This window comes from Streptomyces endocoffeicus, from assembly GCF_016741935.1.
GTDB lineage: Bacteria > Actinomycetota > Actinomycetes > Streptomycetales > Streptomycetaceae > Streptomyces > Streptomyces endocoffeicus.
This window is the reverse complement of record NZ_JAERRG010000053.1, coordinates 1-13,686: the sequence shown is the minus strand read 5'-3', so window position 1 is coordinate 13,686 and position 13,686 is coordinate 1. Positions and strand designations below refer to the sequence as shown.

At 69.1% G+C, this 13,686-nt stretch carries 10 protein-coding genes; 5 read left to right on the top strand and 5 right to left on the bottom strand.

Features of this window, described 5'->3' with window-relative positions; translation table 11 throughout:
* Positions 1–110: 110 nt before the first annotated feature.
* From JK364_RS50765 to JK364_RS50745, 5 genes are all read right to left on the bottom strand, one after another.
* A complete protein-coding gene (locus JK364_RS50765) occupies positions 111–2,396 on the bottom strand; it encodes a CocE/NonD family hydrolase (protein ID WP_201858281.1) in 2,286 nt (761 codons plus the stop codon).
* Between the two features lie 301 nt (positions 2,397–2,697).
* Positions 2,698–3,804 carry a class I SAM-dependent methyltransferase gene (locus JK364_RS57865; protein ID WP_201858280.1) on the bottom strand — a complete coding sequence of 369 codons (1,107 nt, stop codon included), beginning with the start codon at positions 3,802–3,804 and terminating at the stop codon, positions 2,698–2,700.
* A 296-nt stretch (positions 3,805–4,100) separates the two neighbouring features.
* Complete coding sequence (locus tag JK364_RS50755; RefSeq protein WP_201858279.1) at positions 4,101–4,685, bottom strand: hypothetical protein; 585 nt, start codon at positions 4,683–4,685, stop codon at positions 4,101–4,103.
* A 170-nt stretch (positions 4,686–4,855) separates the two neighbouring features.
* Positions 4,856–6,307 (bottom strand): amidase, encoded by a 1,452-nt coding sequence (locus JK364_RS50750; RefSeq protein ID WP_201858278.1) that lies wholly within the window; start codon positions 6,305–6,307, stop codon positions 4,856–4,858.
* A 156-nt stretch (positions 6,308–6,463) separates the two neighbouring features.
* Positions 6,464–7,033, bottom strand: coding sequence for a TetR/AcrR family transcriptional regulator (locus JK364_RS50745; protein ID WP_307841673.1), 570 nt, complete (start codon positions 7,031–7,033; stop codon positions 6,464–6,466).
* 127 nt (positions 7,034–7,160) lie between these two features.
* Here JK364_RS50745 and JK364_RS50740 point away from each other — a divergent pair, with 127 nt between their 5' ends.
* From JK364_RS50740 to JK364_RS50720, 5 genes are all read left to right on the top strand, one after another.
* Positions 7,161–8,003, top strand: a complete 843-nt coding sequence (locus tag JK364_RS50740) for an SDR family oxidoreductase (protein WP_307841672.1) — start codon at positions 7,161–7,163, stop codon at positions 8,001–8,003.
* Between the two features lie 150 nt (positions 8,004–8,153).
* Positions 8,154–8,756 carry a hypothetical protein gene (locus tag JK364_RS50735; RefSeq protein WP_201858275.1) on the top strand — a complete coding sequence of 201 codons (603 nt, stop codon included), beginning with the start codon at positions 8,154–8,156 and terminating at the stop codon, positions 8,754–8,756.
* Positions 8,757–9,135: 379 nt separating this feature from the next.
* Positions 9,136–11,394, top strand: a complete 2,259-nt coding sequence (locus JK364_RS50730; RefSeq protein ID WP_201858274.1) for an MMPL family transporter — start codon at positions 9,136–9,138, stop codon at positions 11,392–11,394.
* A 236-nt stretch (positions 11,395–11,630) separates the two neighbouring features.
* Positions 11,631–12,968 (top strand): sensor histidine kinase, encoded by a 1,338-nt coding sequence (locus tag JK364_RS50725; protein WP_201858273.1) that lies wholly within the window; start codon positions 11,631–11,633, stop codon positions 12,966–12,968.
* Entirely contained in the window at positions 12,965–13,645 is a 681-nt protein-coding gene (locus tag JK364_RS50720; protein WP_201858272.1) for a response regulator transcription factor, read from the top strand. Before JK364_RS50725 ends, JK364_RS50720 begins: the two co-directional genes overlap by 4 nt.
* Positions 13,646–13,686: the final 41 nt, after the last annotated feature.

Sequence of the window (13,686 nt, the reverse complement as noted above, 5' to 3'; positions counted from 1 at the left end):
GTGGGATCACCGGTCCACCCAGCGCCGATGGCCGCAGGGAGCAGGGGAACGCCGGCCACGGTCCCATCGCGCCGGCGGTGGCGGACGGCGCTCGTCGGCTCGGGGGCCGCTCACACCCAGCGACGTGGGATCGTTCCTCGAATGTGTTTTTCCTCGAAGGGCTCGTCCGCGATGAAGGTGTGCAGATCGGCTTCGTAGCGAAAGACGAACCGGCCCGACGCGGTTTTCTCGCTGTGCACACGGGTGTGGGTGACCACTCGGACTTTCCAGTCGGCGCGTTGCAGCTGGGTGGTGGACCGGGTGAAGCCGGTGGCCGACAGGGGATCGCAATCGAGGATCTGGAAATTCTCCTCGGCGGTCTGGTCGACCAACAGGTCGTCCAGCACCCCGCCGTACACCGCGCTCCCGCTGTCGAAGACCTTGTGCACGAGGACTCCGGGCTTTCCTTGGACGACCACCCGCTCCACGGACCGCTGGTCCGATGCCTCCCGAATCGTCTTCAGCGTGGGCACGTACAGCTCGGGGTTCACATAGGCGGTCTGGGATCCCACAAGCAATGCCTGAATACGGGCGTCCTGCGGTCGCGGCGCGCGGACGGGGAGGACGAGTGCGCTCGGCGGCAGATCGTCCACAGGCCCGGTGTGCAGCTTGACCGTCGGAATCTCGGGGCTCTGCCACATGGTGGGGAAGAAGGAGGGCGAGACCGACAACCGGATTTTCCAGCCGCGTTTGAAGACATGGCCCATGATGTTGAGGGGGACTTCCACCGAGAAGACTCCCGAGGGGACGGGTCTGGGGTGGGCCATGTCGTTGTCGTTGTAGCAGAGGTTGAAGAACCTGTACGTCACCAGATGGGACGCCCCGGTTTGGGGGCTGATCTCCGAGAGGCGGATGGCGACGGACGCAAGCGGTCTGTCGCACTCCAGGTTGAGCCTTGTCAGCGGATAGCCGAAGCACTCCAGATCGCGGTCGAGCGGCGCGCTGTCGAAGAAAATCGAGCGGTGGTCGTCCCGGTTCTGGTCGCCGGGCAGGTCGTCGTTGGAGCACTCGCCGAAGGAACTGGTTTCCAGGAGCGTGGTCCCCAGCGTGAGATCCGAAGCGCTGATGTAGGCATGGCTGACGGAGGCGGGGTGCGGTGACATGAGCTGGTTCGTCGTGAGGAAGAACGCCTGTTCCCGTACGCGATCGGCCCAGCAGTGGTCCTCGGCTACCCACTTTCCCTTCTCCGTATAGTCGGGCAGCCGATCCGGCTCGCGGGATTCGCCGAGCCACACTGTGAGCTGCGGCCAGCTGGTGTCCGGATCGGGGTGTTCGCCCTTGAGCCAGCGGTCCCACCAATGTGTGACGACGTAGCGGAGCCAGTCGATGCGGGGGCCCGGGTAGCCGTTGAAGGGGTACTTGTGCCCCCAGGGGCCCAACAGCCCGCTCACGGGACGACCGAGTTCGCCGAGAGCCCGTACCGCGCGCTCTACGGGATTCTTGTAGCCGTCCTGCCAGCCGGAGAGGATGAAGACCGGGACGCGGACCCTGTCGTAGTGGTCGCGCACACTGGTCGCGCTCCAGTAGGAGTCGCGCGTCTGGTGGCTGCCCCACTGCTCGAACCAGAAGCTCATGTCGCGGATGCGCTCCCGCCAAATCTCCTTCCACTGCCGGCCGACGGTCCGCGGATCGGGCGGGGCCGGGAGCCAGCCCCAGATACTCGATGGCCAGCCGACGTTGTCCTGCATCATGGCTCCGCCCATGTAGTGGACGTCGTCGTTGTAGCGGTCGTCGGTGCCGCAGCACACGACGATCGCTTTGAGCGCGGAGGGGCAGTCCTCGCGGGCGGCGACCATCAAGGAGTTGATGGCACTCCAGGACTTGCCCATCATGCCTACGTTGCCGTCACAGAAGGGGAGTCGGGCGATCTGCTCGATGACCTGGACGCAGTACGAGAGTTCCTCCTCGGAGTACTCGTCGGTGAGGGTTCCCTCCGAGTCGCCGCTGCCCTGCAGGTCGACACGGAAGCAGAGATAGCCATTCCGGGCGAACCAGGGATACATCATGCTGTCGGCGTACAGCGTCCCGTCCCGCCGTCGATACGGGTTGAACTCGACGATGGCCGGGCATGCCCGGCCGCTTCGCAGAGCGTCCGCCGGGTACCAGTAGTGGGCGCGCAGGGTGATCGGTCGGCTGCTCGGGTAGCGCACGGTGAACGCGATGTCCCTGGGAAAGGGAACCTCGTCCAGGGTCACCGGCAAGTACTCCACACGCTGGTCGCACCCGTCGGAAGGTTGGCCGCCTCCGGACGGCACCGACCGCGGTGGCAGCCAGAACCGGCTCATGAGGCAGGGCGGTACGAGGGCCGCGCCGGTGGCGGCACCGAGGAAGTCCCGCCGGTTGATCGAGCTCGCCATGGATGTGTCCCTCTCGGCGGAAGGATGTCGACTGCCGCCGAGCCGCTGTCCACGGCAGCTGTGACTGCGTCGGCGGGCAAGATGCTGGAGACGAGGGCCAGCGTGGCACACGAGACACGAGGCAGATCTCAATGGCACACGGCCGACCGGGTGGGCAATAAAGATCCTTACGCCAGGGTCCGTCTTCGAACAGACCTTGCCCAGTCCTGCCGAGCGCGCAGCAGCTCAGAGGTCCCTTCCGGTCAGCGGAAGGGACCTCTGGCGTATGCGCCGGCATCAGCTCTCGGGGCGATTGCTCTCGCTACCCATCCCTGTCGCGTATGGCCGACGGGCCCGGTCCGGCCTCATGTGGAACGACGACGATTTGGTATTCGTCCTCGTAGACGATCCTCCCTGGATCCGACGATCGCATCATGCGCCACCCGATCTCGTGAGCGGCAAGGATCTCCAAGTAGCCGTCTACTCGCTTGATCAGGTCCCGCGACGTGGACTTGAACCAGGCCGCCGCCCCGGGGTGAAGCTCGCGGTCGTAGACCGTCGGATCGGCAGAGGAGGGGTCAGGATAGGCCGCGTTGTACCAGTCATTGTGGGCCCGTCTGAGGCGCTCCTGCTCAGCGGTCAGCTTCCCGTTCCGTGCCAGTCCATTGACCAGTCCGAACACGCCGGTGAAGTATCCGCGCTCGTTTCGGACTGTGCTTTGGAAGCGTACGTATAGCCCTTCGTCCGCAAGCCCTCTCGCTTCGTCAAGCTCCACTGGCTCGGATAGGGGCTTGCGTGCCAAGACGTAGCCTTGCGGTGTCTTCTCGGCAGCGTCGGGCTGCCGCGTGACTGTGGCCCAGACCTCGAATCCAGCGCGACGCAGCAGGTTGGCGATTTCGTCCGGTTGCTGCCGGTACCAGTCGAGGCAGATGGCTTTGCCGAATGCCTCGGAGCGATGACCCCGGTCATCGCCGACCTGGAAGACAAGCATCACCTGCCCACCCGGTGCGAGCACCCGGTGAAACTCGGAGAACACTTCCGACCGCCGCTCCCATGGGACGTGGATGATCGAGTAGTAGGCGAGCAAACCGCCCATGGAGCCCTCCGGCAGGCCCAGGGCCAGCATCGATCCCACCTCAAACCGCAGATCCGGGTAGGTGCGGCGGGCCAGGTCGATCATCCCGGGCGAAAGGTCGATGCCGAACGCATCCACGCCCAGTCGGCGTAGTACCGCCGTTGCCTGGCCGGGGCCACAACCTACATCGGCAACGGGACCGTTTCCGCCTGCCTTTACCAACTCCGTGAAGGCGGCGAGCAACGCCCGGTCGAGAGGCTTGGCGTCCAAGTCGGAACTCACCATGTCGGCGTACTCCGCGGCCATGACGTCATAAGAGGCTTTGGTCGCGGCGAGAAACGGTTCGTCGGGCATGACCATGAAGACTAGGCAGCGCGGTACCCCTGGACCCTGTCTCTTGCTAAAGATGGCGGGGGAAGATTGACGGCAACGACGGCAATGACGGCAACGACGGCACAGGTCGCGGGTTCGGATCCTGTCGAGCGCGCGTCAGCTCAGAGGCCCCTTCCGGTCAGCGGAAGGGGCCTCTGGCGTATGCGATGGGATGCCTCGGTTCAACGGGCTTGGCTCCGGTCACTACGAAGGCGACCGGCAGGCCGCGCGGGGTGACGGGGGGTGACGGGGGGTGACGGGGCGACGGGGGTGACGGCCTACGTGCCGGTCGGCGTTTCCCGGATGGCGGTCCGTTCGGCCATGCCGCCGCCGCCAGTGCTCACTCCGCCGTGCGGGGTCCGCGTGCTGTGGCCGTCAGCCTTGAACTTCCCGTTCCGCAGCTCGAAGCTTTGGGGTGGCGAGCAGCCGATCGCCGGGGTGATCAGCAGGCTCGTGGTGACGGGCGCGGGGTTGGTGCTCGCCGTCGAGAACTCGCAGATCGCGCCCCGGCCGGTGACCGGGAACCAGAACCAGCTGTCCACCTCACCGACCCGTACCTCATCCGACAGCAGGAGCCGGCCGTGCTGCCGGACGAATGCCTTCAGGCGGACGGAGGCCCTCAGCGGGTCGACGGTGGACCGGATCGCGGTCAGGGTGAACTTGACGTTCTGGTCCGCGTCCAGGACCGAGGACGCGATCTGCCTGGTCTCGGCCGCCCGCCCGTCGCTCTGCCCGTTGCTCGGCCGCCCGCCGTGGGCTTCGGCTTCGGTGGTTTCGGCAGGGGTAGCCAGCATGGCGACGGTCGCCGCGGCGGTTACCAGCACCGAGCTGCCGCGCACGAGCGCGCTCGCTTGTATCGGCATATTTCCTCCCAGGTGTTCATGCGTTCTCTTCGCGCATGAATGCCACCTTTTCCTTTCCATCTGGAAACAGGAAAAGCACCTGAATCACCCGTTCGCGCGCGGCGTCACCCGGTCGGACCGGACAACTGCCCCACCGGCCGCCGGCCGCCTACGGTTGGGCATGGTCGGCTCTACTTCGGTGCCTGGAAGCCGCCGATCTTCTGCTCGAGCAGTTCGGCCAGTCGCAGCGGGGTGCGGTCCTCGTACATCGGGCCGATGAGCTGCACTCCCACCGGCAGGCCCGCGGGGGACCGGCCCGCTGGTACGGCGGTGGCGGGCAGGCCGGGCATGGTGGCCAGGCCGGCCCAGACGAGCTGGTCGAGGTACGGGTACTCGACGCCGTCGATGTCGATCCGGCGTTCCCTCAGATCGGGGTTGTGGTCGTGCGGGAACGCGGGAGTGGGCGTGATGGGACACACCACGGCGTCGAACTCGGCGAAGAGCCGCCGCCAGCCGTGGCGGTGGAGCTGGCGACGGCTGTCCGCCTCGATCCAGTCGCGGTGGCTGAACGCCATGCCGCGCAGCAGCGCGGCGTCGAGACTCCGGTCGTCCGCGCCCAGTCCGGCGGCGAGGGTCCGCAGCCGCTCGTACGCTTCGAGGGGAAAACTCCCGCTGAAGCCCGAAAACAGCAACTGCGTGTAGAGCACCGCGGCTTCGCTCAGGTCCGGCAGGAGCGGGCTGTGGCGTTCGACGCGGGCGCCGCCGTCGGCGAGCGCGTCGGCCACGCGGTGTACGCCCGCCCGCACAGCGGAGCCGGTCGGGATGAGCGGGTGATCGTCGAGGACCAGGACCCGGAAGTCGCGGAGTCGCTCGTGGCGTGCGGGCGGCAGCGTCACGTCGTGCGCCACGCCGAGGGTCAGCGGGTCAGGTCCGGCCATGACGTCGAGCAGGAGCGTGAGGTCGCGGGCGGTGCGCGCCATCGGGCCGACGACGGCGAGGTCGAGTTCGGTCGGCAAGGCCGGTGCGGTCGGCGGGACCATGCCGCGGTTCGCCACCAGCCCGAGTGTCGGCTTGTGTGCGTAGATGCCGCAGAAATGCGCGGGGGTGCGCAATGAACCGGCGATGTCGGAGCCGATGGACAGCGCGCCGAAGCCGGACGCCAGGGCCGCCGCTGATCCGCCGGAGGATCCACCCGGCGTACGACCGTGATCCCACGGGTTGTTGGTGGTGCCGTGGATCTCGTTGAAGCTCTGTATGTCTTGCAGCCCCATGGGCACGTTGGTCTTACCGAGCACCACCGCGCCCGCGGCCCTGAGGCGCGAGACCTGCACCGCGTCCTCGGCCGGCAGGTAGTTCCGGTGTGGCGGCATGCCCCAGGTCGTGGGCAGCCCGGCGATGTTGTAGGACTCCTTGACCGTCACCGGAATGCCGAGCAGCGGCCGGTCCTCACCGCGGGCGCGCGCCTGGTCGGCATCGCGCGCGGCGGCCCGCGCACGGTCGAAGTCCGGTACACAGATCGCGTTGATCGCCTTGTCGTCCCGCTCAATACGGGCGATCGCCTCGTCGGTCAGTTCCGCCGAGGTCACTTCACCGGCACGCAAGGCGGCCGCGAGTTTTTCGGCTGTCAGAAAATTCCACTCCATGAATCCGACCGTATCGGCCTCTGGAAGGGGCCATAAAATGTCGCTTCGCACAATGGGGGGGATGCCTCAACGCTCAGCTCATTAAGTTCCGTCGCGCCACAGACAATTCGGCCGACCCTTGGCCGCCTTCGGTCAGCCGGCGGCTCTCATGCGCCGCTATTCGCTTCGGGTCTGATTGCCGATCATGGACACCAGGGTCGAGACGAGTTCCTCGGCCGAAACGTGCCACTTCTCCGCGGGGAGGTGCCCGCTGGCCTCCATGCCCGTCATGCCGTGCGTGCTGGTCAGCAGCAGCGCCGCGAATCGCCGGGCGTGCTTTTCGCCGACCAGGTCACCGACGATGGCGAGGAACTCGTCCTGGGTGCGTTCCGCCGCGTGGATCGCGGCCGGGTCGCCGGCCGGTGAGCTGAACATCATGCGGTACAGGTGCGGCTGACGACGGCCGACCGTCATCAGCGCGGCGAGCGCGTGGCGCAGCTTCTCGGCCGGGGGCAACTGGGGGTCGGCGCGCAGGATCCGCAGCTGATCCCCGAGCCGGTCCCATGCCTCGGCGGCGACGGCGGTCAGCAGGCTGTCCTTGTTGGCGAAGTGCCGGTACGGCGCTCCGCGGCTGACCCCCGCGCGCGCCCCGACCGCGCGCAGCGTCACGGCGTCCGGACCACCGATGTCCAGCAGCTCAGCGGCCGCGTCCAGCAGAGCGCGGCGGGTCGCGGCTGCTGATTCCACGCGACAGATCATGCCGACCATCTTACTGTTGACAGTGTCACCTGACGTGGCTACCGTCGTTCAGGTGACAATGTCATCTGAAGGTCGGGAACCTCGGGAGCCCCGGGAGCCTCGGGAACGCGTCGTCGTGACGGGAGCCTCGACCGGGATCGGCGCGGCGTCCGCACGCGAACTGGCCCGCCGTGGGTTCCACGTCATCGCCGGAGTCCGCCGCGACAGTGACGCCGACGCGCTGCGCGCGGACGGCATCGAGCCGGTCATCCTCGACATCACCCAGCCGGACCACATCGCGCGGCTGGCCTCGCGCCTCGACGATGACTCGCGGGCGGGTGCGCTGCGGGCGCTGGTGAACAATGCCGCCATCCAGATCAACGCCCCTGTCGAGGCGCTGCCGTTGAGCGAGTGGCGCCGGCAGTTCGAGGTCAACCTCTTCGGCCATATCGCCGTCACCCAGGCGCTGCTGCCCGCGCTGCTGCGCCACTCGGGCCGGGTGGTCAACATCAGCTCGGTCGGCGGGCGGGTCGCCATGGCCACGTACGGCCCCTACGCGGGCACGAAGTTCGCCCTCGAGGCGGTCAGCGACTCGCTGCGCCGGGAACTGGCGCCGCTGGGCGTGCGGGTGGTGGTCGTCCAGCCCGGCGCGGTCCGTACGGAGATGTCGGACCGGGTCGTCGCCACCGCGAACCGGCTGGCCGCCGCCATGCCGCCGGAGCAGCGGGACCGCTACGGACGGCTGATCCAGGCGGCCAACACGCATTCCGCCACCCACATACAACGTGGCAGGCCCGCCGACGACGCGGCCCGGGTGATCGCGAAGGCCGTGACCGCCGGGAGGCCTCGCACCCGCTACACCGTCGGCCGTGACGCGGCCCTGATCACCCGCCTGTCGCGGGTGCTGCCCGACCGGCTGCTCGACCGCATCCTCATGTCCAGCCTGCGTCCGCACTACCCGAAGACAGCCGCGGTGTGAGACCCCGGTTCGGCGGGACCCGGCCTTGGGGCCACGGGTCGCGCTGCCGCCGAACCGTATTAGTTGTCCGTTAGCGGAACGCCAACGCGATCTTCGAAGCTGATTGTCGTCCGGGAGCGAGACGACAGCACACAGCAACGCGAGGTCACGATGAACACCGCCACCACCACCAACCGCTTCCGCGGCCGCGCCGGCCGCCGTATCGCCGCCGCCCTTGTCGCGGCCGCGGCGCTGAGCCTGGGGGCCACGGCCTGTGGGCCGGACGACTCCAAGGCCGACTCCTCCGGCTCCTCGGCCTCGGCGCAGCCCACCAGCGGCTCCTCCTCGGACAACTCCGGTTCGCAGGGCCAGGGCGGCGGCAAGGGCGACGGCAACGGCAACGGTGGCGGTAAGGGTGGCGGCAACGGTGGTGGGTCCGCCTCCCCCGGGGGCGGCGTCGCCAACGCGGGGAACCACCGCATGTACGTCGGCACGCTGAAGTACCTCGCGCCCGGCAAGATGACCATCAAGCCCGAGAGCGGCGGCATGGAGCAGGCGTTCCTGATCTCCAACGCCACACAGATCCTCGGCGCGGCCGCGATCTGCTCCGACGACGGCGGCACCGTGTCCATCGGCGACGACGGTTACGGCACCTCCAAGTGCACCGTGGAGGAGCTGGAGAAGGCCGCGAAGACCAACAGCGTGACCGTCCGCGTCACCATGAACGCCAAGTCCGGCGCTGCCGAGACGGTCGAGGAAAAGTACCACCCGTAAGCCACGGAACTCCGCGCTCCCGCGCCCGGTGGGCCCTTCGCCCGCCGGGTGTGCGGGCGTGCGGGCGTGCGGACGTGCGGGCGTGCGCGATCACGCACGCTGGAAATCACCCACGTTGGAAAACGTTGGAAATCACGCACGCTGGAAATGCCGTATCGGTTCTCGGCGGCGCGGCCGTTGCTCATTCCCCTGGAGGGGCCGCGGGAAACGGAATTCAGCGAGGTCCCGGGCGGGTACGTCGTACCAGCGGCGGACCCGATGGGCCGGTGTGTACTGCGTTCTCAGTAGCGCGAAATGTCGGCAGGCGCACGACGACAGGGCGGCCCGCTCCCGGAGAGTCTGGGCGGACAGTCGGCACCAGATGCGGAGACCTCCTGTCGTGGCTACATTCCTTTACCAAGTGGGCCGTCTGGCCTTCCGGCGGCGCTGGTACGTCGCCCTGGTCTGGGCGGCCGTCCTGGCCGCCGTCGGGCTGGGCGCGCTCAAGGCTTCGGGCGCTTCCGACGAGGAGTTCTCGATGCCGGGCATCGAGTCCCAGAAGGCGTTCGACCTGATGGAGCAGCGCTTCCCCGGAGCCTCCGCCGACGGCGCGACCGCCCGGGTCGTCTTCGTCGCGCCGAGCGGCGAGAAGGTCACCGCCACCGAGAACCGGCGGGCCGTCGAGGAGACCGTGGCCAATCTGGGCGACGGGGCCCAGGTCGCGAGCGCCGTCGATCCGTTCCAGGCGAAGGCCGTCAGCAAGGACGGCACGACGGCGTACGCGACGGTCACCTACAAGGTCGGCGCCAACGACCTCACCGACGCCAGCAAGAACCAGCTGGAGCGGGCCATCCACACGGCCCAGGGCTCCGGGCTGACCGTCGAGGCCGGTGGAAGCGCGATGGACGGCGGTGGCGGGCCCGGCGGTGCGGCCGAGGTGATCGGTGTCGCGATAGCCGCCGTCGTGCTGCTGGTCACCTTCGGTTCGCTGGCCGCCGCCGGACTGCCGCTGCTGACCGCCATCATCGGTGTCGGCGTGAGCATGGCCACCATCCTGACCCTGTCCGAGGCGCTGGGACTGTCCACGACGACCGGCACCCTGGCGATGATGCTGGGTCTCGCCGTCGGCATCGACTACGCCCTGTTCGTCGTCTCCCGCTACCGCGAGGAGCGGGCCAAGGGCCGGGTGCCGCGAGAGGCGGTCGGTCTGGCGGTCGGCACGGCCGGTTCCGCGGTCGTGTTCGCCGGCCTTACGGTCGTCATCGCGCTGGCCGGACTCGCGGTGGTCGGCATCCCGATGCTCACCAAGATGGGCCTGGCCGCGGCGGGCGCGGTCGTCGTCGCCGTACTGGTCGCGCTGACGCTGGTCCCGGCGTTCCTCGGCTTCTGGCCGAACGCCGTGCTCCGGCGGCGCGCCCGCAAGAGCGGCCGTATCGAGGAGAACAGCGAGAACAACGGCGGCACCCGGTGGGCGCGGTTCGTGCTGCGGCGTCCGCTGCCCGTGCTGCTGCTCGGCGTGGTGGGCCTCGGGGCCCTCGCGGTGCCGATGACGGACCTGCAGCTCGGCATGCCCGGGGACGAGGCCAAGTCGACCTCCACCACCGAACGCAGGGCCTACGACGCGCTCGCCGAGGGCTTCGGGCCGGGCTTCAACGGGCCACTGACCGTCGTCGTGGACGCGAAGGGGGGCACCGACCCGAAGGGCGCCGCCGACACGGTCGCGAAGGAGATCGGCGGCACCGAGGGTGTCGTCTCCGTCTCCCCGGCCCGTTTCAACGCGGCCGGTGACACGGCCGTCTTCCAGGTCGTACCGTCCACGGCGCCGACCGACGAAAGGACCAAGGACCTGGTCACGACCATTCGGGGCGAGCGGCCCGGGGTCGAGTCCGAGACCGGGGCGACCTTCGAGGTCACCGGCAGTACCGCGCTGAACATCGACATCTCGGACAAGGTGCAGTCCGCGCTGATCCCCTACCTGGTCGTCGTGGTGGGCCTCGCGATCGTGCTTCTGCTGGTGGTCTTCCGGTCCCTGTTCGTCCCGCTGAAGGCGGCCCTCGGCTTCCTGCTGTCGGTGCTGGCCTCCCTCGGCGTGGTCGTCCTCGTCTTCCAGCAGGGCCACGGCGCCGGACTCCTGGGCGTGGAGCAGACCGGCCCGATCATGAGCCTGATGCCGATCTTCCTGGTGGGCATCATCTTCGGCCTGGCCATGGACTACGAGGTGTTCCTCGTCTCACGGATGCGGGAGGCGTACGTCCACGGCGAGCGGCCCGGCCAGGCGATCACATCCGGCTTCCGGCACAGCGCGCGTGTGGTGGTGGCCGCCGCGCTGATCATGATCGCGGTGTTCGCCGGGTTCGTCGGCGAGAGCGACTCCATGGTCAAGATGATCGGGTTCGGGCTCGCCTCCGCCGTCCTGTTCGACGCCTTCGTCGTACGGATGGCGATCGTGCCCGCCGTGCTCGCCCTGCTCGGCGACAGGGCCTGGTGGCTGCCGAAGTGGCTGGACCGGCTGCTGCCCAAGGTCGACGTGGAGGGCGAGGCGCTCGGCCGCCGGCCCGAATCGGGACCGGATTCGGGACCGGGACCGGGACCCGGGTCGGGACCGGGATCCGACCCGGAACCGGCCGGGACGACCGGCCTGGAAGTGGCCCGCAGCTGATCGACGGCCCGACCCGCCCCCACCGGGGCCGCCCGTGGCATACGACATGGGCGGCCCCGGCGGCCGTCCGCGCGGGGAACGGTCACGGTGGCCCACGGAGCACCGAAACGGTCACGGTGGCTTACGGAGTACCGAATCCGTCATGGTGGCCCACGGGGCACCGAATCCGGCACGGTGGCCCACAGGGCGCCGAATCGGTCACGATGGCCCACAGCACCGAGCGGAGAGCCCAGCCGATGAGCACCAGCCTTGAGCGTTACACGGACCGTTTCGAGCAGTACTCCGACCGCTACCCCCACGTCATCGACGTGGTGCTGGTCCTGTCGCTGATGGGCTGTGCGGCCCTCGGCAGCAACCTCACCATGCCCGGCGCCGAGCCACCCGACCAGGACAGGACCGCCACCGCCCTCATGGGTGTGTCCTGCCTCGCCCTGCTGAAGTACCGCAGCCATCCGCGCACCGCGGTCGTCGTGACCGCGGTCTGCACCGTGATCGCGATCTCGCTGGGGTATCTGCTGACCCCGCTGCTGCTGGGACCCGTCATGGCGGCGCTCTACTGGCTGGCCACGCTCACCGACCGCAAGACCACACGCGTCTTCGGTGTCGCCGTCATGGCGGCGCTGATGGTCGCGTCAGCGGTCTCCGACTCCATGGACAGTCTGTCCCTGGTGCTGCGGACGATCGGCCCCTTCTTCTGGCTGCTGCTGCCGCTCGCCGCCGGCAACATGACCCGGCTGCGCCGCGCCTACCTGGCATCGGTGCAGGCCCGTGCCGAACACGCCGAGCGCACCCGGGAGGAGGAGGCACGGCTGCGCGTCACCGAGGAGCGCATGCGCATCGCCCGCGAGCTGCACGATGTCGTGGCCCACCACATGGCTCTGGCCAACGCGCAGGCCGGTACGGCCGCCCACCTCGCGCTCACCAGTCCGCAGCAGACAAAGCAGATCCTCACCGATCTGACCGGCACCACGTCCTCCGCGCTGCGCGAGCTGAAGGCCACGCTGGGACTCCTGCGCCAGACCGACGACCCGGCCTCCGCGTCGCTGGAGCCGTCTCCAGGCCTCGCCCGACTGCCCGAACTGGTCTCGGCGTGCGCGTCCGCGGGGCTCGCCGTCACGGTCAGCACGACAGGGGAGCCCCGCCCGCTCTCCCCCGGGGTGGACCTGACCGCGTTCCGGATCGTGCAGGAGGCGCTCACCAACGTCTCCAAGCACGCCGACGTGGACTCCGCACAGGTACGTCTGGCCTACTCCGGATCACGCCTGCTGATCACGGTCAGCAACGACGGCCCGGACGCCGCCGACACCACCGGCACCACCGATTCCGCCGATTCCGCCAAGGCCGTGCCGGGCCGGGGCTTCGGCGTCATGGGCATGCGTGAACGCGCCCGCACCATCGGCGGCGAACTCTGTGCGGGGCCCCGTCCGGAGGGCGGCTTCGAGGTCACCACCGCGCTGCCGCTCCAGCCCTCGGCAGCCGATGTACGGGAAGCGCCCGAAGCGGCCGAAGTGCCCGAAGCACCCGAAGCGGCCGTAGGCGCCACAGACGCCCCAGCCGGAGGAGAAGAGTCATGACCATCAGGGTGCTGCTCGCCGACGACCAGACCTTGCTGCGGGCCACCTTCCGGATCCTGATCGACTCCTGCGAGGACATGACGGTGGTCGGTGAGGCATCGGACGGTGCGGAGGCGCTGGAGCTGACCCGCGCCCACCAACCCGACATCGTCCTCATGGACATCCGGATGCCGGGTACGGACGGTCTCGCCGCCACCTCCGCGATCTGCGCCGCCCCGGAGCTGGCCGCCACCCGCGTCCTCATCCTGACGACGTTCGAGACCGAGGACTACGTCGCCCAGGCGCTGCGCGCCGGCGCCAGTGGCTTCCTCGGTAAGGACGTCACCGCCGACACCCTGCTGGCCGGTCTGCGCACGGTGGCCTCCGGCGAGGCGCTGCTGTCACCCGCCGCGACCCGCACCCTCATCACGAACTTCCTCATGTCCCCGGCCCCCGACGCCCACCTCGCGCCCCCGCAGCGCCTGTCGGAGCTCACCGTCCGCGAGCGCGAGGTGATGGGCCTGGCCGCCGAGGGCCGGTCCAACACCGAGATCGCCGAGGTTCTCACGCTCAGCCCGCTGACCGTGCGTACCCACATCCACCGCGCGATGACGAAGCTGGGCGCCCGCGACCGCGCCCAACTGGTGGTCATCGCCTACCAGACGGGCCTGGTACGGGCGACTCCGCCCGCACCGTGACCGCGACCGTGGCCGCCGACCGGCGTCACGGCAGGAGCTCA

Bases quoted from the DNA above. Each gene is read 5' to 3' on its own strand.
- JK364_RS50765 (WP_201858281.1), bottom strand. From the start codon at position 2,396: ATGGCGAGCTCGATCAACCGGCGGGACTTCCTCGGTGCCGCCACCGGC.
- JK364_RS57865 (WP_201858280.1), bottom strand. From the start codon at position 3,804: ATGCCCGACGAACCGTTTCTCGCCGCGACCAAAGCCTCTTATGACGTC.
- JK364_RS50755 (WP_201858279.1), bottom strand. From the start codon at position 4,685: ATGCCGATACAAGCGAGCGCGCTCGTGCGCGGCAGCTCGGTGCTGGTA.
- JK364_RS50750 (WP_201858278.1), bottom strand. From the start codon at position 6,307: ATGGAGTGGAATTTTCTGACAGCCGAAAAACTCGCGGCCGCCTTGCGT.
- JK364_RS50735 (WP_201858275.1), top strand. From the start codon at position 8,154: ATGAACACCGCCACCACCACCAACCGCTTCCGCGGCCGCGCCGGCCGC.
- JK364_RS50725 (WP_201858273.1), top strand. From the start codon at position 11,631: ATGAGCACCAGCCTTGAGCGTTACACGGACCGTTTCGAGCAGTACTCC.
- JK364_RS50720 (WP_201858272.1), top strand. From the start codon at position 12,965: ATGACCATCAGGGTGCTGCTCGCCGACGACCAGACCTTGCTGCGGGCC.